The sequence below is a fragment of the Mesobacillus boroniphilus JCM 21738 genome (assembly GCF_000517385.1).
Lineage (GTDB): Bacteria > Bacillota > Bacilli > Bacillales > Cytobacillaceae > Mesobacillus > Mesobacillus boroniphilus.
In genome coordinates this window covers 1-20,420 of record NZ_BAUW01000036.1, presented here as the reverse complement: position 1 = coordinate 20,420, position 20,420 = coordinate 1, and the positions used below count along the sequence as shown (strand labels likewise).

17 protein-coding genes, 5 pseudogenes and 1 riboswitch are annotated in these 20,420 nt (G+C 43.9%); of the genes and pseudogenes, 10 read left to right on the top strand and 12 right to left on the bottom strand.

The features are described from left to right. Positions 1–48: 48 nt before the first annotated feature. The 3 genes from JCM21738_RS11555 to JCM21738_RS11545 all read right to left on the bottom strand — a co-directional run bounded on the left by JCM21738_RS11555 (position 49) and on the right by JCM21738_RS11545 (position 3,664). Positions 49–1,098, bottom strand: a complete 1,050-nt coding sequence (locus JCM21738_RS11555; protein WP_023626874.1) for a cytochrome d ubiquinol oxidase subunit II — start codon at positions 1,096–1,098, stop codon at positions 49–51. A 14-nt stretch (positions 1,099–1,112) separates the two neighbouring features. Continuing rightward, positions 1,113–2,474 (bottom strand): cytochrome ubiquinol oxidase subunit I, encoded by a 1,362-nt coding sequence (locus tag JCM21738_RS11550; protein WP_023626875.1) that lies wholly within the window; start codon positions 2,472–2,474, stop codon positions 1,113–1,115. A gap of 110 nt (positions 2,475–2,584) precedes the next feature. Continuing rightward, positions 2,585–3,664, bottom strand: a complete 1,080-nt coding sequence (locus tag JCM21738_RS11545; protein WP_023626876.1) for a metal ABC transporter solute-binding protein, Zn/Mn family — start codon at positions 3,662–3,664, stop codon at positions 2,585–2,587. A gap of 222 nt (positions 3,665–3,886) precedes the next feature. Here JCM21738_RS11545 and JCM21738_RS11540 point away from each other — a divergent pair, with 222 nt between their 5' ends. After that, entirely contained in the window at positions 3,887–4,450 is a 564-nt protein-coding gene (locus JCM21738_RS11540) for a beta-class carbonic anhydrase (protein WP_023626877.1), read from the top strand. Between the two features lie 2 nt (positions 4,451–4,452). Here JCM21738_RS11540 and yidD read toward each other — a convergent pair whose 3' ends face one another. Continuing rightward, positions 4,453–4,707, bottom strand: coding sequence for a membrane protein insertion efficiency factor YidD (gene yidD / locus JCM21738_RS11535; protein ID WP_023626878.1), 255 nt, complete (start codon positions 4,705–4,707; stop codon positions 4,453–4,455). 50 nt (positions 4,708–4,757) lie between these two features. Beyond that, positions 4,758–4,910 carry a YtzI protein gene (gene ytzI / locus JCM21738_RS23295; RefSeq protein ID WP_023626879.1) on the bottom strand — a complete coding sequence of 51 codons (153 nt, stop codon included), beginning with the start codon at positions 4,908–4,910 and terminating at the stop codon, positions 4,758–4,760. A 135-nt stretch (positions 4,911–5,045) separates the two neighbouring features. On the opposite strand from ytzI, the gene JCM21738_RS11530 reads away from it, so the two are divergent. Beyond that, positions 5,046–5,486 (top strand): Dps family protein, encoded by a 441-nt coding sequence (locus JCM21738_RS11530; protein WP_023626880.1) that lies wholly within the window; start codon positions 5,046–5,048, stop codon positions 5,484–5,486. A 96-nt stretch (positions 5,487–5,582) separates the two neighbouring features. Here JCM21738_RS11530 and JCM21738_RS11525 read toward each other — a convergent pair whose 3' ends face one another. After that, a complete protein-coding gene (locus tag JCM21738_RS11525; RefSeq protein WP_023626881.1) occupies positions 5,583–5,840 on the bottom strand; it encodes a DUF6154 family protein in 258 nt (85 codons plus the stop codon). A gap of 255 nt (positions 5,841–6,095) precedes the next feature. Here JCM21738_RS11525 and JCM21738_RS11520 point away from each other — a divergent pair, with 255 nt between their 5' ends. Next, positions 6,096–6,416, top strand: a complete 321-nt coding sequence (locus JCM21738_RS11520; RefSeq protein WP_023626882.1) for a hypothetical protein — start codon at positions 6,096–6,098, stop codon at positions 6,414–6,416. Positions 6,417–6,502: 86 nt separating this feature from the next. Next, positions 6,503–6,970, top strand: coding sequence for an RNA deprotection pyrophosphohydrolase (ytkD, locus tag JCM21738_RS11515; RefSeq protein ID WP_023626883.1), 468 nt, complete (start codon positions 6,503–6,505; stop codon positions 6,968–6,970). 200 nt (positions 6,971–7,170) lie between these two features. On the opposite strand, the gene JCM21738_RS11510 is transcribed toward ytkD, so the two are convergent. The 3 genes and pseudogenes from JCM21738_RS11510 to JCM21738_RS11500 form a co-directional block, all read right to left on the bottom strand. Further along, positions 7,171–7,977 carry an ABC transporter permease gene (locus JCM21738_RS11510; RefSeq protein ID WP_023626884.1) on the bottom strand — a complete coding sequence of 269 codons (807 nt, stop codon included), beginning with the start codon at positions 7,975–7,977 and terminating at the stop codon, positions 7,171–7,173. Beyond that, positions 7,958–8,734: an ABC transporter ATP-binding protein gene (locus JCM21738_RS11505; RefSeq protein ID WP_023626885.1), complete on the bottom strand. Its 777-nt coding sequence runs from the start codon at positions 8,732–8,734 to the stop codon at positions 7,958–7,960. Before JCM21738_RS11505 ends, JCM21738_RS11510 begins: the two co-directional genes overlap by 20 nt. A gap of 16 nt (positions 8,735–8,750) precedes the next feature. Then, positions 8,751–9,745 (bottom strand): annotated as a pseudogene (locus JCM21738_RS11500) (ABC transporter substrate-binding protein). A 140-nt stretch (positions 9,746–9,885) separates the two neighbouring features. Between JCM21738_RS11500 and JCM21738_RS11495 the strand changes: the two are divergent. Both JCM21738_RS11495 and JCM21738_RS11490 read left to right on the top strand, forming a co-directional pair. Next, positions 9,886–10,647, top strand: a complete 762-nt coding sequence (locus JCM21738_RS11495) for an alpha/beta hydrolase family protein (protein ID WP_031308317.1) — start codon at positions 9,886–9,888, stop codon at positions 10,645–10,647. Between the two features lie 55 nt (positions 10,648–10,702). Then, positions 10,703–10,945: a DUF2584 domain-containing protein gene (locus tag JCM21738_RS11490; RefSeq protein ID WP_023626888.1), complete on the top strand. Its 243-nt coding sequence runs from the start codon at positions 10,703–10,705 to the stop codon at positions 10,943–10,945. A 260-nt stretch (positions 10,946–11,205) separates the two neighbouring features. Here JCM21738_RS11490 and pckA read toward each other — a convergent pair. After that, a pseudogene (gene pckA / locus JCM21738_RS11485) lies at positions 11,206–12,794 on the bottom strand (phosphoenolpyruvate carboxykinase (ATP)). 281 nt (positions 12,795–13,075) lie between these two features. After that, a riboswitch (SAM riboswitch) is annotated at positions 13,076–13,217 on the top strand. A gap of 288 nt (positions 13,218–13,505) precedes the next feature. Here pckA and metK point away from each other — a divergent pair. Both metK and asnB read left to right on the top strand, forming a co-directional pair. After that, positions 13,506–14,708 (top strand): methionine adenosyltransferase, encoded by a 1,203-nt coding sequence (metK, locus tag JCM21738_RS11480; RefSeq protein WP_023626890.1) that lies wholly within the window; start codon positions 13,506–13,508, stop codon positions 14,706–14,708. Between the two features lie 247 nt (positions 14,709–14,955). Further along, positions 14,956–16,849, top strand: a pseudogene (gene asnB, locus JCM21738_RS11475) (asparagine synthase (glutamine-hydrolyzing)). A 3-nt stretch (positions 16,850–16,852) separates the two neighbouring features. On the opposite strand, the gene JCM21738_RS11470 reads toward asnB, so the two are convergent. Next, entirely contained in the window at positions 16,853–17,728 is an 876-nt protein-coding gene (locus JCM21738_RS11470; RefSeq protein WP_023626892.1) for a C39 family peptidase, read from the bottom strand. 92 nt (positions 17,729–17,820) lie between these two features. Then, complete coding sequence (locus JCM21738_RS11465; protein ID WP_023626893.1) at positions 17,821–18,345, bottom strand: gamma carbonic anhydrase; 525 nt, start codon at positions 18,343–18,345, stop codon at positions 17,821–17,823. Between the two features lie 114 nt (positions 18,346–18,459). On the opposite strand from JCM21738_RS11465, the pseudogene JCM21738_RS11460 reads away from it, so the two are divergent. Further along, positions 18,460–19,262, top strand: a pseudogene (locus JCM21738_RS11460) (alpha/beta hydrolase). 24 nt (positions 19,263–19,286) lie between these two features. Further along, positions 19,287–20,380 (top strand): annotated as a pseudogene (gene tbcS, locus JCM21738_RS11455) (tetraprenyl-beta-curcumene synthase). The last annotated feature ends 40 nt before the right edge of the window (positions 20,381–20,420 follow it).

Below are 20,420 nucleotides of genomic sequence, written 5' to 3'. Positions count from 1 at the left end.
AGGATGCAGCGAAATGGCAGGAGCAATTCCCGCTAAATTCAGGAAGCCTTAAGTTTGTTCTTTCGTTTTTTTCTGACGCAAGTATCTTTTATCCTGCATGAACAGACTCCAGAAATAAATAAAACCGGGAAAAAGGATTAAAAATCCGACAATGTATGTCGTGAAAACAGCCCGGAATGAGTTTGGGTCTGTAAAAGCGGATTGGATTGTTACTTCTGGATATACGATGTAAGGCAGATGAGCCTTCCCGTAAACATAGCTTGCTGCCAGGTATTGAAATGTGATCAAAATGACTGCAAGCCTTGGAATTCCTCTAAGTGATTTATTATTTATCGATGGAAGGATAAGTGCCAGACCTCCGATCAGAAATAATATAACCGAAAGAATCAGAATGGAGAGGTCATCCATCATTTTATCGTAAATCCATGCCGCCTCATTTCTTAATGTCAGCATGATCGCAAAAGCCATGATTAGCGAAATCGGCCCCATGATCAATGCATCACGCCTGTATACGTGATAAGCATGAAGCTCATCGGAGGCTTTAGAGTAATCGGCTAGCAGCAGGGAAGACAGGAAAAGTGTACTGGCGACTGCAAAACCAATAAAAGCGTAGACATTTGGACTTGTAAACAATTTGCCCAAATCCAGGTTCTGTGCTCCATCCGTAAATTCTACGAAACCGCCATGGGTGATTGGCAGGACGCTGATCAGCAACCCTGGAATCAGAATTCCGCTGATTCCCGAAATATAAGTCAGCACCTTCCGATAATCCTCCGCAATATTCGAAAAAACAAGGAAAGCACTTCGCAATGACAATAGCAGCAAAATCATACTGCCAGGAATCAGCAATACAGTCCCCAAAGTGTAAGCCGCTCTGGGGAACATGCTGTAAACAGCGACAACAAGCGCAACAATAAAAGTATTCGTAACCTCCCATGTCGGTGACAGATAGCGGTTGGCAATATTCGTTGCTTTCGTTTTTGTTTTATTGATATAGACCATCGACCAGAACCCAGCTCCGAAGTCCATCGTTGCCATGACAGCGTAGATAAAGACGAAGCCCCAGAGAACGGTAATGGCAGTTAGCGCATCAGTCAAAATGGATCATCCTTTCATGAATTGGAGCCATACAAAGGGATTTCTTTTTGCTGTGCCCTGTTTAAATCATCTAAAACCGTATTTTTACGGAAGAAGTAACGAAGCACGATGATTTCCATAGCACCCAGTAAAACGTAAACTCCGGCAAACAGCATAAATAAAATACCCAGGTTAGAGGCGGTTGTCGCAGCATCTTCTGTCGATAGAACATGGTAAATCACCCAAGGCTGCCTGCCTGTACAGGCAAAAACCCAGCCAAATTCAATTCCGAGCATTGCAAGCGGCCCAGTAGCTACAAAAAGCCACATCAGGAATTTCGGGAATTTGTCTTTCTTTAAAATTTTGTTCCAGACAAAGGCAATCATAGAAAGGGTGATCAACAGCATCCCGACACCGACCATTGCATTGAATAGTGTATGGATAAACAGCGGCGGCCAATGTTCTTCAGGGAAATCATTAAGTCCTTTTACTTCGGTATCAAAAGAATTTCCCGCAAGAAAACTCAACGCCCAGGGAATTTCAATCCCCCATTTGACCGATTCTGTTTCCCTGTCGGTGAACCCGCCTATAGCCAGTGGCGCATATTTCTGTGTCTCAAAAAGGCCTTCAGCACCTGCCAGTTTTTCAGGCTGGTATTCATGCAGGTATTGAGCGGCAGAATGGCCATTCACTGCGGTCAGGATGGAAAATATCCCGCCAATGATCAAACTGGCCATTAATGCTTTCTGGTGGAACATATAAACTCTTGAGCCGAAGTCACTTCTTAGCATCTTATAGGCAGCAACCGTGGCGATTATAAACGCGCCAGTCATATAGGCAGTGACGACAACATGCCCACCTGTTATGACAAAACTTGGGTTCCAAAAGGCAGCCCAGGGGTCAATATCCACTAATTCACCGTTTTCCACACGGAACCCTCTTGGTGTACCTTGGAAAGCGTGAACGTTCGTAATCAGCACGGCTGAAGCAAGAGCACCGAGAGCCACAAGGGTAAGACTGGCGATTCTCATCCAAGGTGAGATCCTATCAGCTGCGTAAACATAGATAGACATGAATAAAGCCTCGATAAAAAAAGCATAAATCTCAATTTGGAATGGAAGCGCCATTACTCTGCCGACGACCTCCATGAATCCTGGCCATAGGAGGGAGAGCTGGACACCAGCAATCGTACCAGTTGGGATGCCGACCCCAAGAGTCACTGCAAATGCTTTTGTCCATCTTTTGGCCATGACGGCATAATCGACGTCATTTGTTTTCTGGTAGAGAAGTTCTGCCGCCAGAATCATCAAAGGCAGTCCAACCCCAATTGTTGCATTGATAATATGGAAACCCATTGTAGTGCCAAACAGTGAACGGGCAATTAAAATATCATCCATCATTTAACTTCCTTTCCGTAATATGACTTTCAATATTGTTTTCATTTTTATGGAAAATATGTGATTTTTCAGGGACAAAAAAAGCCTCCCGTCAGAGGGAGGCTACTAGATTATTCATTTAACGCTTTTCCAAGGGTAGCGATATTCTTTTCCATTAATGTAAAATAAGTTTCATTATTTTTAATATCTTCGTCGGTCAATACAGAAAGATTGTGGAGTTTCAGCGATTTTGCGCCAATTTCTTCCTGGACCATTTTTGCCAGCTTGGAATTGAAATTTTGTTCGTTCAAAACATATTTGATTTTTTCATCTTTGGCATGCGTAATCAACTTTTGAAGCTCTTTTTGAGAGGGCTCGTTTGTAGTTGATTGCCCAGAAATGCTGATTTGCTGGATTCCGTAACGCTCTTCCCAATAACTAAAGGCAGAGTGTGATACAAGGATTTCCTTGCGCTTGGCCGAGCCGATAACCTCAGAAAACTCCTTGTCGAGATCCTTCAATTGCGCAGCTAGCTCGGTATAATTTTGTTCGAAAGTATCTTTATGCTCAGGCATCTGCTCTGCTAATTGTTCTTTGATTGCAAGTGCTAGATTGCTTGCGTAAATCGGATCAAGCCAGACGTGAGGATCGAAATCTCCGTGAGCATGCTCATCTTCATCAGCGTGCTCTTCTTCTTCATGTCCAGCCTCATCTGCATTCTCATTCTCATCTTCATGTCCAGCCTTATCTTCATGCCCATCTTCATCTGCATGCTCATCTTCTTCATGCCCTTCATCAGCGGAACCCCCCTTGTTGTGCGCTTCTTCTTGATGCTCCCCAGCCTCATCCAGATTCAATGACTCACCAACCGGTACCATTTTTACATCTTCATTTTTTAGTGTCTTGCTGGCTTTATCAACGAACCCTTCAAGGCCTAGGCCGATATAGAAAAATAAGTCAGCGTCTGCCAGTGCCATCATATCTTTTTGGGAGGGCTCGAATGTATGCTCATCCGCCCCCGGTGGATAGATTGTATCAACGTTTACAAATTCACCGCCAATTTGCTGTGCGAAAAATTGGAGTGGATATACAGTGGTGTATACTTGCATCACATCATCATTCTTTTTTTGATCAGCACCATCTTGCCCGCAGCCGCTGAGAAAAGCAGTAATCACCATAAATATAGATAAAATAAATGCAGTTTTTTTCATATGTTCCTCCTGTTAGTCAAAACGGATTCATTACGATTTATAAAATAGAGTTTAATTTGTTATTAGTTTTATTATCATATTCAAAAATATTAATTCGTAATGGTTACGATTTACCTTCTGTATCATACAAAAGGCTGGCGACAAAATCAAGTAAAACATTTTGGTTCAGATTCAGTTTACGGTATTCTATTAGAAAGAGATGTTTAAAAGGAGAATGAAACGATGAGAATGCTTGCTGAAATCCTTGATTTTAATGAAAAGTTCGTAGCTGAAAAGAAATATGAAGAATTCACCACAACTAAGTTTCCGAATAAAAAGATGGTTATTTTAACCTGTATGGATACAAGGCTTGTTGAACTTTTGCCCCGGGCTTTGAATATTCGCAATGGTGATGTGAAAATTGTAAAGAATGCCGGTGCCCTTATCATGCACCCATTCGGAAGTATCATGAGAAGTCTTCTTGTCGCTGTTTACCAGCTGCAGGCAGAGGAAGTGGCAATCATTGGCCATTATGACTGTGGAATGAGCGGGATGAAGCCCGACATCATGATTGAGGAGATGAAAAAACGCGGTGTTACAGATGATATGCTGGGAACACTGAATTATTCGGGAATAAACATAGAGGAATGGCTTCACGGTTTCGACAATGTTAAGGACAGCGTTGCCCACAGTGTTGAAATCGTTAAAAACCATCCTTTGATGCCTAAGGATGTTCCGGTCCATGGACTAGTGATTGATCCTTCAACGGGAAGGCTTGATCAAGTAATCGATGGCTATGAAAAGTAAATTTAATGGTTATGGGCTTTAGCTTTTTTCTTTGATGGCCACTCTTCCGGTACCGGGTCCATGCCTCCCGGATGTAAGGGCTGGCACTTAAGGATGCGTATAATCGTCAGCCAACCGCCTTTGAAGGGACCAAACCTTTTGATCGCTTCAAGCCCGTAATGGGAGCATGTTGGGTAGAAACGGCATGTAGGCGGCTTTATTGGCGAAATCACAACCTGATAAAAGCGTATGATGCCGATGAATGCTTTTTTTAACATCGTGTTCATCCCTTCATTAACTCTAAAAAGGAGCTGTGTCGCAGCTCCTTTTATTTATTTTCATCATTAGAATCTTCATGGCTGTTATTGTTGTCAATCGGATCGACAGTATGTTTATACTGATAAGCTTTTGAAGTGGTGACTACACTTAATACTAGAACAATGATAACGATAATGACTGAGATAATCAAAACGGTATACATAAAACGTCCTCCTTTGCTTCAAAATTATTGTAGCATGTTCTTTTCCGGGATAGGTAAAAAGTTGCTGGCAGCATGTTTTTTAAATGGCTGGAAGGGGAATATATACTATGACTAAAAGGGAGGATGAAAATAACTATGGCACAAACAGATTTAATCCAAGCAGTTAACAAACAAGTTGCAAACTGGACGGTTCTTTACACAAAGCTTCACAACTATCATTGGTATGTAAAAGGGCGGCACTTTTTCACGCTGCATGTAAAATTCGAAGAGCTTTATAACGAAGCAGCGACAATCATTGATGAATTCGCCGAAAGAATTCTTGCTTTGGACGGAAAGCCTGTTGCAACGCTTAAAGAATACCTTGAACTATCTTCAATTGAAGAAGCAACTGGTTCAGAAAATGAAGAAGACATGGTCAAACAATTGCACGATGACTTCGCTACGATCGTGGACGAGCTCCATAGCGCAATTGAACTTGCAGAAAAAGCAGAAGACACAGCTACAGCAGATATGTTAACAGAAGTGAAAATGAGCCTTCGCAAGCATATGTGGATGTTCAAGGCTTATCTTGGATAAAAGGAAAACTGGCCGAAATGAAATCGGCCAGTTTTTTCATTGTTGAACAAAAAAAACCGGCACGCAGCCGGTTTATATGTATGATATTAACAAGGATTAGTGCACATTGCGGGAAGGATATGAATTGACAGAGCGCGCGCCGAAATCATCTTGGGCAAACTTTCCCTTCAAGCTCTCGATCAGATATAGGCCCATTAAATCATAAAGCTCCTGCTTATCAAGATCCTGGATAATTTTCAACAAGTCCTCACGGCTCATTTCTTCAAGGAAGGCAAAAGCGAGCATATCGATATCCTCTTCATCACCGGTCAATTTATTGCGGTACAGTTCGTATAGCTCATCAATCAGTTTCATTTGGATTTCACCTCTCCTTCTTGATCGTCCATAATTCCTTATACTTATTTAATACCCTCCAGCGGAAAAAATATGCCTTTGCAATTGAAGTATTTTCCTGTTGGGTTTGGTATTTACCTCTATCTATATTTGGTCTAATTTTAACATACAGACAACTTGAAGAGTAATTTGGAGGGCAGAAAAAATTATTTATTTTAAAGATATTCAGTATAAACGATTATAGACGCAGGGAACGATATCCATGAGGTGAGGAACATGCCAGAAGGCAAAAAAACATACTACATCAACATCAGTGATGGCGAGATTCAAAGCGTTTCAACTGCATCTCCATGGAATTTTAAAATTGAGGCAAATGACGAGGAAATCACCGCGCTAAGGGAAATATTCGACCAGAGCCATTCCACAGGCTGGCAAAATTTCATGAGGGCGCACGTTCCATATGTGCAATACCATTATGACCGTGAAAATGATGCGCTCGACAGACAGCTGATCCAGACCTATGAAATGATTTATAAACTCGGTGATGAAGAAGCCAGAAACCATATTGAAAGCATGGGAATCCTCCCCGAAAAATAGAACAGCCGCAGACAGTGTCTGCGGTTTATTCATTTTTTGTTTTTCTATATAATTAGGTCATGATTTAGTGGCGGGGGAGAACTTTAATGGAGAAGTTTAAAGATATAAACGGCGGAGATGTGATCTTATCCTTTAAGGAAAACACCTTTGAAAAAAGTGCGCGCCATGTGTTGGTCATCTGTAAATTTGAGGGTAAATGGCTTTTGACCAAACATGGAGTCAGAGGTCTTGAGTTTCCCGGCGGCAAAGTGGAGAAAGGCGAAACCTTGGAAGATGCAGCACGCCGAGAGGTCATGGAGGAGACCGGCGCAGTTTTAAGTAAGCTAGTGTTTATTGGAGAGTATCAGGTTGGTGATCAAGAGGGTTCATTTGTAAAAAGAATCTTTTATGGTGAAGCAGAAAAAATACTGCCACAGGATGATTACCTGGAAACAGGCGGCCCAGTGCTAGTAAGTGGCGATATACTGGTGGAAAGAATGAAGGACGAGTACAGTTTTATCATGAAGGACGATGTGATCATGCACAGCCTTGAGTTTTTAAGCAAAAAGCAATGAAAGTGGCAGATTCGCCGCTTTTTTTGTTAGGTTGTTAAATTGCATCGGAATTAATTGTTGGTTATAACCCTGATTCTGATATATTGGCGAAAATCTGATATTAATGGCGGAGTTCACAATTTTATTGGCGAAAATCTAGATTTATTGGCGCTGCCGCTACTAATTCTAAATAAGCAAAGAAGCCGGACCCTCCGGCTTCTTTACTGGTTGCTTTTGATCAGTTTCTTCTCAAGCAGTTCGACGAGCTGGTACATGACGGTTGCAAACACGGCAATGACCAGCAGCGACAGGAATACGAGCGTGAAATTGAAAACCTGGAAACCGTAGATAATCATATATCCGAGGCCCCGCGCAGAAACGAGGAATTCACCGACAATGACTCCTACCCAGGACAAGCCGACATTCACTTTTAAGGTGGAAATGATGGTAGGAAAGGATGCTGGCAGGATTGCCTCTCGAAAGCACTGTGTCCTAGTTGCTCCGAATGTCTGGAGCACCTTCAGGTAATTAGGGTCCACCTCTTTGAAAGCGGTGTAGACAACGATTGTCGTGATGATTACGGAGATGATTGCACCCATCGCAATAATCGAAGTCATGTTGGTGCCAAGTGCAACGATTAAAATCGGGCCTAGCGCCACCTTTGGCATCGAATTCAATACCACGAGATATGGATCCAGAACTTTTGACACCATTGGTGACCACCATAAAATAGCTGCCAGAATCGTACCGGCGAGTGTTCCAAGGATGAATCCCAGTACAGTTTCCGCGAGCGTCACTCCAAGATTTACAGCTAGTGAACCGTCCATCGTCTTCTCAATTAGCATATTCCAGATTCTCGATGGTGAACTGAATAAGAGCGGGTCGATCCATTTTTGTTGGCTTGAGATTTCCCATAGGGCAAAAAAGGCTATGAAAATCAGTAATTGATAGATGCGGACGACTTTTCGCTCGCGACTTAACTTTTTAAGATACTCTTGATGGAGGAGTTCAGTTTTCTTCTGGTTCAATTGACTCCAACTCCTTCCATACTGTCTGGAACAGTTTATTGTATAAAGGGTGGTTCCTGGCCTCGAAAGGACTCAAATTCCTTAACTCATCTGGTATCGAAAAAGTTTTATGGAGGCGTCCAGGTCTTGGCGAAAACAGGAAGATGCGGTCACTCATTGCTATCGCTTCGCCGATATCATGTGTTACGAGAATCGCTGTTTTTCCAAAAGTCTTGAAGGTGTTTGAAACCAGGTCCTCAAGTTTCAATTTCGTTTGATAGTCCAATGCAGAAAAAGGTTCATCAAGCATGAGCAGCTTAGGTTCTGTTGCCAGTGTTCTTACCAGTGCCACACGCTGGCGCATCCCACCCGACAGCTGTTTAGGATAATGCTTTTCTACATTCTCCAAACCCATTTGCCTTAGCAGCGATAAAACCTCAGCTTTTTTAGAATCATTAAAAGTTCCGCTAATCTTCAGGCCAAGAAAAATATTTTCCTCAATTGTTTTCCAAGGAAATAAATAATCCTGCTGCAGCATGTATCCGGTTTGATTCGCAGCATCCTTGACTGATTTCCCTTCCAGTTTTACCTGTCCATCGGTAGGATCAATCAACCCTGCTATAATCGAAAGCAATGTCGTTTTGCCGCAGCCGCTCGGACCCAGGAAGGATACAAACTCACCTTCCTGGACATCCAGTGAAATATTATTCAAAGCAGTGACAGCGGTTGTTTGTGTAAAATAAGTGTGCTGGATCCCTGTTAATGTCAAAAAGTCCATTGGCTGCAACCTCCTGTTATTTCATGATTTCTTCTGCCACCTCTGTGTTGACTAAGGTGTCATGGCTTACTTCCTCAGGAAGTTCTCCTGCTTCATCCATGATGTCCTGCAGATTATTCCATTCCTCTTCATCTAGAATCGGGTCAGTTGCGTATGATCCCTGGCTCTTGTATCGATCAACAACCGTTTCGATCAGCGACAGATCTGTATCTTTAAAGAATGGCTGGATAACCTCCGCTGTTTCTTTTGCACTGTGAGAGTCCACCCATTTCTGAGCCTTATGAATTGCGCGGGTGAATTTTTCGATTGTCTCCGGGTTTTTCTTCATATAGCTTTGTTTGGCCATAAATGTGGTATATGGTACATGACCGGATTCTGTTCCGAATGAAGCGACGATATGGCCTATGCCTTCCAATTCAAACATGCTGGCCTGCGGCTCGAATAGCTGGACGAAGTCACCAGTTCCGGAAGCGAAAGCGTTAGGTATATTCGCGTAATCAATATTTTGGATCATCTCTAAATCTGCCTTTGGATCGATGCCGTGCTTCTTGAGGACGAATTCACCGACCATTTGCGGCATCCCGCCTGTGCGCTGCCGAGATAAGTGGCTCCTTTTAACTGATCCCAAGAAAAGTCATCGATTTTTTCTCTGGATACAAGGAAGGTGCCATCTGTTTGCGTCAGCTGGGCAAAGTTGATGACTGGATCATTTGATCCCTGAGCATAAACGTAGATGGATGTCTCTGAACCAACGAGTCCAATATCTGCTGCGTTGGAGAGTACGGCTGTCATGGTCTTGTCGCCGCCCCATGTTGTCGTTAATTCAACTTTCAACCCTTCCTCCTCAAAAAATCCTTTTTCAAGGGCAACATATTGAGGAGCATAGAATATTGAGCGCGTTACCTCTGCAACTTTGACAGTCTGTACCTTGTCTTGACCGCAGGCTGCAAGAGGTATAATAAGTACAGCAACCATCAATAAAGCAAAACCGGCTTTGAACCATTTTTTCATAAGGATTCCTCCTAAAAAACTGTATTAAATTGGGCTTACAGTATCGTATGAATTACCTAAAAATGTGTGAATGCCCAGGAACCAAATTTAAAGAATTTCATATAGGTGAGGAGTGTTTATTTTTGGAAAATGAGGGGTTAATGATCTCGGCTTATAAATTTCCTTCTCCCAATCCGGCAGTCAAGCTAGAAATGGTGACTTACTATGCAGGCGGACTGCGGGTCAAAGGACTTCTAGCCAGGCCGATTGATGGAAGTGAGACGGAAGGATTCCTGTATCTGCGCGGTGGAATCAAAAATGTAGGAAAGGTAAGGCCTGCACGTATTGTGCAATTTGCGTCTGAAGGCTTCACGGTTTTCGCTCCTTTTTACCGTGGGAACCAGGGAGGGGAAGGAGATGAAGACTTTGGCGGCGACGACCGGGTCGATGCCTTTGCCGGATTCAGGCTGCTGCAAACATTGCCATGGGTTGATAGGATTCATGTCTTTGGATTTTCACGCGGAGGATTGATGGCCTTGCTGACTGCCATTCAATTTCCGGAGACGGCGTCGGTCGTTACCTGGGGAGGGGTAACGGATATGTTTTTAACGTATGTTGAGAGAAAGGATTTGCGCAGGATGATGAAAAGGGTAATCGGCGGGTCACCAAAAAAGGTGCCAAACCGCTATAAATTCCGGACGCCTTTATACGAAATCGAAAACCTGAAGGCACCGGTGCTGCTGATCCACGGCCGGAATGACCGCAATGTATCGGTTGAACACTCCTATCGGATAGAGAAACGATTAAAAGAGTTAGACAAGCCTGTGGAAAACTGGTATTTTGATGACTACACACATTACTTTCCGCCAGCAATGAACCGGAAAGTTGTGTCCGACTTAACGAATTGGATGAAATCACAATAGCAACAATGATAAAATGAAAGTGATATTAATGATGAACAATAGAGGAGCGAGTACAATGGGGATGCCATTAGAGTTGAATACAATGATCGTAACAAAGGGCCGGGAAAAGCGGCTCGAAGACAATTTCTTCTCTTTGACCAAGGAAGGCTACAGGCTTTATCCAGTTGACATTCCACTAGAAGTCAAAAAGACAATTGAAGGTGACCTTACCGGAACAGGTGTCATCAAAAAAGTAGAATGGACAGAAAACACAACAACACTTACGTATCAGTTAATTTCCTTGAACTCAACCAACTAAGCAGGGCACATATTGTGCTCTGTTTTTTATTTTGGCTTGGGACGAAGCGGAAATTTGTCCGAAGCTTGGTCAACTTCAGACAAAATCCCGAGCTCAAAGCGAAAAATTGTCCGAAGCCGGTGCAACTTCGGACAAAATCACAGGCTCAAAGCGGAAATTTGTCCTAATTCACGACCTCCCCAAAAAAAGTGGATGATTGATCCCAACCATCCAAAAAAAAGGCCATCTCCTCACCGGAGATGGCCTCATTCATCAATTTCTTATTTAGCTGTCGGTCCGCCTTTTTCTTCGATCTCGGACGGTACGTTTGAGAACTTTTTGAAGTTTTCGCGGAACTTGCCTGCAAGTTCGTTTGCTTTTGCGTAGTAGGCTTCTTTGTCGCTCCATGTCTTGACTGGCTGAAGGACGTCGTCTGGTACACCTGGTACGTGTGCCGGAATATCAAGGCCGAAAATTTCGTCTTTGACGGTTTCGACATTGTTCAGTTCGCCTTCAAGTGCTGCCTGGACCATTGCGCGAGTGTATGCAAGCTTCATGCGGCTGCCGGTGCCATACTCTCCTCCTGTCCATCCTGTGTTCACAAGGAAAACTTTCGCGTTGTGCTCGTCGATTTTTTCACCGAGCATTTCCGCGTACCTTGTTGCTGCCAGCGGAAGGAAAGGTGAGCCAAAGCAAGTCGAGAACGTTGCTTGTGGTGAAGTGATTCCGCGCTCTGTACCTGCCAGCTTTGAAGTATATCCGCTCAAGAAATGGTACATTGCCTGTTCCTTTGTAAGCTTTGCGATTGGAGGCAGAACTCCGAAAGCGTCGGCAGTCAGGAATACAATCGCGTTTGGATGTCCGGAAATGCTTGGGTCCACGATGTTTTCAATAGCCTGGATTGGATAAGCTGCACGTGTATTTTCAGTAAGGCTGCCTTCATCATAGTCCGCAACACGGGTTTCTTCATCGACAACGACATTTTCAAGTACAGAACCGAAACGGATCGCATCATAAATTTGTGGTTCTTTTTCCTTCGATAAGTTGATGCACTTCGCATAGCAGCCACCCTCAATGTTGAACACACCGTTAGCTGACCAGCCGTGCTCATCATCACCAATCAGGCGTCGGTTGTTATCAGCTGACAAAGTTGTCTTTCCAGTTCCGGAAAGACCGAAGAATAATGCGACATCGCCTTCGCGTCCCACGTTTGCGGAGCAGTGCATGGAAAGAATGCCGTTTTCAGGCAGCAAATAGTTCATCACGGAGAAAATCGACTTCTTCATTTCACCCGCATATTCTGTTCCGCCGATCAATACGACGCGCTGTTCAAAAGAAACAATGATAAATGTCTCTGAATTCGTGCCATCAACTTTAGGATCCGCCTTGAAAGTTGGAGCAGAAATAACCGTGAATTCAGACTCATGATCAACAAGCTCTTCCTCCGTTGGTCGGATGAACAATTGATGTGCGAAAAGGTTGTGCCAGGCGTATTCATTGATTACCTGGATCGGAAGCTGGTATTTCTTATCAGCACCCGCAAATCCTTTGAATACGAATACTTCCTCTTTTTCTTTAAGGAAATTCAATACCTTATTATATAGTTTTGTAAAAGATTCCTCGGAAATCGGCTGATTGACGGATCCCCAGTCAATTTTGTCCTTCACGGATTCTTCTTCAACTATGAATTTATCTTTTGGTGAACGGCCAGTATACTTACCAGTGGTTGCTCTAACGGCACCAGTTGAAGTCAGGAGCCTTCGTTTCGGTTCAGGACTTTTTCAACAAGCTGGGGAACAGATAACTGTACCTTTACATTGCTTCCAGTTAATAATGCTGAAAGTTCATTTGATATTCCTACAACATTCATCGGAAAATACCTTCCTTTTTAAAAGTTTAATATTTTGTAAGTGTTTACATCTTGGTATTAGTATAACACATTAGTTTGATTAATCTATACTAATGACTCGGAAAATTACCTTGCACCTCACTTGCGTTATATAATTCTTTCTTTATATAGTCAAGCAAAAAGGGACGTTTCGCGGCCATTTTATTATACAAAAAAACTTTCAACAACAATCGACAAATTTACCGAGAAAATCATTGACATGCAATTATAGTTTCGTTATGATTTGGTCTTGAACGGATACTCTCTTATCCCGAGCTGGTGGAGGGACAGGCCCAATGAAACCCAGCAACCTGCAGACGAGAAAGCTCAGCTTAATGGAATGCTGATTTTTTCCGGGCAAAGGTGCTAACCTGACGCAAGGGAACTGCCCTTGAACGATAAGAGCGAAAGGCGCGGATTTAAGCATAAACCTTTCCTCGAAATTGGAGAGGTTTTTTATATTGCTTTTTTCTGTCCAAATGCATGAAAATGCACCGGATTGCCTTCTTTGGTGTCATTGCTCCCGTGGGTGAAAATTAGGAAAAAAAAGAAATTGACCATGAATCAAAAACAAATTTTTCTAATAAAAACTCAGCGTTTATTTCATACTACATAGGGAATGAGTACCGTATCAACCCGAGGTCTGTATTGGGACAGTCTCGATCAATTTTTATAAATGAGGGAGGAACTAAGATGTCAAACAAACGCCGTTTGTTCACTTCTGAATCAGTAACAGAAGGCCATCCGGATAAAATTTGCGACCAGATTTCTGACGCGATTTTGGATGCAATCCTTGCTAAAGATGCTAACGCACGTGTTGCTGCTGAAACATCAGTTACTACAGGCCTTGTACTAGTTGCAGGGGAAATCACTACATCTACATACGTAGATATTCCGAAAATCGTTCGTGAAACAGTCAAGGAAATTGGCTACACGCGTGCAAAGTATGGTTTCGACTTCGAGACTTGCGCAGTATTGACTTCGATCGACGAGCAGTCTGCTGACATCGCAATGGGTGTTGACCAGGCTCTTGAAGCACGTGAAGGGCAAATGTCAGACGACGAAATCGAAGCTATCGGTGCTGGAGATCAGGGTTTGATGTTCGGTTTTGCATGCAACGAAACGATAGAGCTTATGCCTCTTCCGATTTCATTAGCTCACAAGCTTTCTCGCCGCCTTACTTTGGTACGTAAGGAAGAAATCCTTCCATACCTTCGTCCGGATGGAAAAACTCAGGTAACAGTTGAATACGACGAGAATGACAAGCCAGTCCGAGTCGACACAATCGTTATTTCAACTCAGCACCACCCAGAAGTTTCGCTTGAGCAAATCCAGCGCAACCTTAAAGAACATGTCATCAACCCTGTTGTACCAGCAGAATTGATCGACGAAAACACAAAATATTTTATCAACCCAACTGGCCGTTTCGTAATCGGCGGACCACAGGGTGATGCAGGTCTTACTGGCCGCAAGATCATCGTTGATACTTACGGCGGATATGCTCGCCACGGCGGCGGTGCATTCTCTGGTAAGGATCCTACAAAAGTTGACCGCTCAGCTGCATACGCTGCACGTTACGTTGCGAAGAACATCGTAGCTGCTGGCCTTGCCGAAAAAGTTGAAGTACAGCTTGCATACGCAATCGGAGTAGCTCGTCCGGTATCGATTTCAATCGATACATTTGGCACAGGCAAAGTGAGCGAAGATGTCTTGATCGACGTTGTTGAAAGCAACTTTGACCTTCGCCCGGCTGGTATCATCAACATGCTTGACCTGCGCAAGCCAATCTACAAGCAGACAGCTGCTTATGGACACTTCGGCCGTTCTGACGTTGACCTTCCATGGGAGCGAACAGACAAGGCTGAGGCACTTCGCACTCAAGCTCAAGGAAAATAAAATCACAAGGGAGTTGCATAGAAATATGTAACTCCCTTTATTATTTGCCGTCTAATCAGGGAAGAGGCGAGAAGGGTTTGCGAATGGTCCAAAAGGTGTAAAATAGAGTATTACCTTAAATTTCCCTCAGATTTTACTGCAAAAACCTTGCGTTTAATGATAGTATTAGATGGTATGTTTTTTGGGAGTAAAATCACTGGAAAATAACAATAAATTTTTATCTGAAATGGAGAAGGTGAAGTACATAATGTGTGGCTTTATCGGTTGTGTACATGAAAATGCACAGGAATTCAGCAGCGATGACAAGCAGCTGTTTAAAAATATGAACGACATCATCACCCACCGTGGTCCCGATGATGATGGGTATTTCTATGATGAGCATATCCAGTTTGGCTTCCGCCGTCTGAGCATCATCGACCTTGAGGCTGGCCATCAGCCATTGACGTATGAAAATGAGCGCTATTGGATCATTTTCAACGGGGAAATCTACAACTATCTTGAGCTTCGTGAAGAGTTGATTGAAGAAGGGCTTACCTTCGAAACTCATTCGGACACTGAGGTGATCATTGCCCTATACAGCCATTATAAAGAGCAGGCTGTTGACAAGCTTCGCGGTATGTTCGCATTTGTCATCTGGGATAAGCAAGAGCAGATCCTTTACGGTGCGCGTGACCATTTCGGCATCAAGCCTTTCTTCTACTTTGAAGATGGCGACCGCACGTTCTTTGGTTCTGAGAAAAAGAGCATCCTTCTAGCGCTGGAAAACGATGTCCTTGATTACAAGGCATTGCAGCATTACCTGACTTATCAATTCGTGCCAGAACCAAATACAATGTCTGAAGGTATTTACAAGCTTGAGCCAGGGCATTATTTTACAAAGAAAATCGGTTCGCCAATGGAAATCAAGCGATACTGGAAAGCGAGCTTCTCGCCAATCCACAAATCCGAGGATGAGTTCACGAAGGAGATCAGGGATGTTCTGTTCGAATCGGTGAAAATCCACATGCGCAGTGATGTGCCAGTTGGTTCTTTCCTTTCTGGCGGAATTGATTCCTCGATCATCGCATCGATTGCGAAGCAGTATCATCCTTCAATCAAGACATTCTCTGTCGGGTTTGAACAAAATGGCTTCAGCGAGATTGATGTGGCTAAGGAAACGGCTGATCGACTCGGTGTTGAAAACATCAGCTATGTGATCAGTCCGCAGGAGTATATGGATGAACTTCCGAAAATCATGTGGCATATGGATGATCCGCTTGCTGACCCGGCTGCTATACCTTTATATTTCGTTGCCCGGGAAGCAAGGAAGCATGTAACGGTTGTCCTTTCTGGAGAAGGTGCGGATGAATTGTTCGGCGGCTATAATATTTACCGCGAGCCGCAGGACCTTGAAATGTTCAACAAGATTCCCCAGGTAGGGAAGTCGATGCTGAAGGGCATTTCGAAAATGATGCCAGAGGGCATGAAGGGCAAGAGCTTCATCGAACGCGGCGTGACGCCAATGGAAGAGCGTTACATTGGAAACGCGAAGATGTTCACCGAAAAAGAGAAGAGTGAGCTGTTGCACGTCTATAATGGACAGTACGATTTCAGGGATATCACGAAGCCTCTTTATCGCGAGAGCAGAGGCTACGACCCGGTTGATACAATGCAATATATCGATATCCACACTTGGATGCGCGGGGACATTTTATTGAAGGCTGATAAAATGACGATGGCTCATTCTTTGGAACTTCGAGTGCCATTCCTTGATAAAATTGTTTTTGAAACAGCTTCAAAGATTCCTACAAGCTTGAAAACAGCTAACAACACCACCAAGTACATTTTGCGTAAAGCGGCTGAAGGCGTTGTACCTGACCACGTTCTTACACGCAAAAGCTTGGCTTCCCGGTGCCGATTCGCCACTGGCTGAAGAATGAAATGAACGAGTGGGCGAAGAACATCATCAAGGAAAGCAACACAGAGCATCTTATCAATAAGTCTTACTTATTGAAGCTATTGGATGACCACTGCCAGAACAAGGCTGACAACAGCCGTAAAATCTGGACAGTGCTGATGTTCATGATGTGGCATGATGTTTATGTCGAAAAAAATACTCCTTCCAGAAGGAGTATGAAGCTCAGAAAGTCTTACAATCTTAAAGATCAGGGAAGGTAGGTAACTGCTTGCCTTCCCATCTGCACCCAGGCTTCCACGAAGTCCTTAATGGGTGCTTTTTTATTTTTTTCGCCAGTCAACGGGTCGTTGAAATAAACGGAATTTCCATCATAGCCGGTAACCAGTACAGAATGCTCTTTTGTTGTAACTTTGACTTCTCCATTAGGTGTATACCATGTTTGGAAAAAGCTATCGTCCAACCTTTTATATTCAGTATTCGTGATGACCCATACTGGGCGGTCATCTGATAAGTGGATTTTAAGTTCCTGGAATTCTGCGCCTGTAAGGTCCTTTATTTTTCCAGGAAGATATTGTCCTGCCAGTTCAGCAATCGGTTTGTGGTAGACACCCAATCCTGGTTGGGTATAGGTGTACATATTGCCGACAAATCCTTCATTTGGATCGCCAAAATAGATTTTCCCATTATTGAGCCGGTATTCAGCTGGGTTTTTCTTTACTCCCCTGGCAAGTGTCAGCTTGTCCACTTGAACACCCTGGTACTGCAGGAGCATGGCGAGACTTGTGACTTCGCATCCTCTTGGGAGCTCAGGCATCTGCCAGATGACCGGAGCATCCAGGAGTACCTGGTTTTTTATAGGGATGATTTCAGGTTTGTATTCTTCTATTATTGCAGCTGCCTGTGGTGGTGCACTTGGTTCGGGCTCATCAAGCCATTCCTTGACCGACTGGACAGCCTTGGCAACATGTGAAGCCTGCAGGTTCTCGAGCAGGAAGGCCCCGGCTACCGATGTAAAAACAAACAAAAATATCAAGATGGATTTTATCATGCTATTTTGATTTCGGATTAACAGAAAAAACAAGACTAGCAGAGGTACAACAGCCGCAATTGATATATATAACATATCCACATCGATCACCTGGCCCGTCCGCATATTTTAAAAATTGCAGGGTATAATATATAAATTAATATCGGACTGATGCGGGATTTGTTTAATCAATCAGTGTCTTTGTTTTGTAGATTTTTATAGTACTGGCCTTTCTCCGCATACTCTCTTGAAATTCGCTCCATGTCACGGATGTCGTCTTCATTCAGCTCGCGGATGACCTTGGCTGGGCGTCCGAACGCAAGCGAGTTCGGCGGGATTTTTTTGCCTTGAGGAACAAGGCTGCCGGCACCAATAAAAGCACCTTCACCGATTTCGGCCTGATCGAGGATGATGGAGCCCATCCCAATCAAAGCTTTTTTTCGGATGATGCAGCTGTGGAGGATGACCTGGTGGCCAACAGTCACTTCATCTTCAAGAATGAGCGGATTGTTTGGACTTTGATGGAGGACAGAGTTATCCTGTATATTCACTTTATTGCCGATAATGGTGGGAGCGACGTCGCCGCGGATCGAGGTGTTGAACCAAACGCTCGATTCCTCGCCGATTTCGACATCCCCGCTAATCGTTACATAATCCGCAATAAAAGCGGAATCCGCTATTTTAGGTATCTTGCCTTTGTAAGGGTAAATCATTTATTACACTCCTAAATAAAATAGTTTTTATCAGTGCTTTCATTTTTATTTTTCACTATTTATATATTATAGTTCTTTTAAAGAAAGAAAAAGTATTTGAGTGGGGGAATGGTCATGTGGAAATGGGAAGCTGACGGGGATGCTAAGGTGTAATCGTTATGATTCATGGTGCCCTCGAGCATCACAGGCGATACGGGTGGCTGATTGAAGCCTGGCGCTCATCCGGATTTCATGTCATTATGGGTGATTTGCCTGGACAGGGCATGACGACTAGGGCGAACCGTGGCCATATTGATTCATTTGATGAGTACATTTTGGAAGTCAAAGAATGGGTTGAGGCAGCTTATGAATTTGGCCTGCCAGTATTTTTGCTCGGCCATAGTATGGGTGGCTTAGTGGCAATTCGCATGCTTCAGGAAGTGCGTGTAGAGATTGCCGGACTCATTTTGTCATCGCCATGCCTTGGTTTGGTCAATTATCCTTCGAAAATGCTGGATATGCTTTCACACGGATTGAATGTCATTGTTCCGACTTTCCGAATCTCTTCAGGCCTCTCAGTCGAGATGGCAACCAGGAATGAAGATGTGAGGGCGGTCGACGCGAATGACTCACTATACATTACGAAGGTGTCGGTGCGCTGGTACCGCGAGCTGGCAGCAGCCATGGAGCAAGCCTTTGAAAACATGGGGAAAGTCCAGGACGTTCCAACGCTCTTGCTTCAGGGCGGCGATGATCGGATTGTGGATAAACGTTCTGTCAAGGAATGGTTCAACAATGCTCCGCTCTCTGAAAAAAGGTATAAAGAATGGCCGAAGTGCTATCATGAGGTGTTCAATGAACCTGAACGCGAAGAGATTTTTGACTATGCGCATGATTTTGTCATCAGCCAGCTGAAAGCAATTGGATATGTGTATTAGATATGGAGAGGGTGAAGCTGCAGCATGATGATCCCATCAATGCCCATCAGTTTGATGTACCGTGTATACAAACAAGTTCTGCCTCAGGTGCACAGGGAGTTGGCATACTGGAAGAGCAGGGCAGAGGAGATTCCGAATCCTGAATTAAGGAAACAGGCACTCGCCAGTATCGAGCATAAAACCTTCCATTGCGAAGGAGGCTCAATATTGAGCCTGACCGCGAAAAAGAATTACAAAAAAGCGATTCGTTTCATAGTGGCTTACCAGACGATCAGCGATTACCTGGATAATCTTTGTGACCGCAGTACATCATTGGATCCAGCCGATTTTTCTGCTCTTCACGAATCGATGGCAGACGCTTTGAATCCGAATCGTCAATTGAAAAATTATTATCGGGAGCGGGAAGACCAGAATGACGGGGGATATCTCATCGAGCTCGTGACTGTTTGCCGGCAAGTCCTGTCGGAGCTAGATTACTACCAAGATATCCAACACCATTTGAGCGAGCTTTGTGACTATTATTGCCATTTGCAAATCCACAAGCATGTTGAGGTAAAAGACCGTGTCCCAAGCTGCAAAGATGGTTTGACGGCCACCGTGACAATATTCCAGAAATGGAGTGGTATGAATTCTCAGCTTGCACCGGCTCGACGCTCGGGATCTTTTGCCTCGTATCCTACGCGCTTCGCGATGATTTTAAACCGGAATATGCCGACAGCATTCGCGAAGGATATTTCCCTTACATACAGGGCCTTCACATCCTGCTCGATTATTTCATCGACCAGGAAGAAGACCGCGAAGGCGGCGATCTGAACTTCTGTTTTTATTATGAAAATGAAGAAGCATTGTTTGAGCGGCTCCGGCACTTCGTGAAAAATGCTGATTACCATACAGCCCGATTGCCACACCGGAAATTCCACAAATTGATTAACCGCGGGCTGCTCGGCGTTTACCTGTCAGACGAAAAAGTAAGGCGACAGGAAAGAATCAGGAAACTGGCCAAGGAAATGATCAAGACAGCCGGCCCCGTCAGCTACTTCTTTTATATCAATGGACGAGCTTACAGGTCATTGCAGAGGTGGGTTCCTTCCGGAGTGGTGAGGGCGTTTATAAAGTAGGATTGCAGCCAGGGGGATTTAGCCCTGGCTGTTTTTTTTT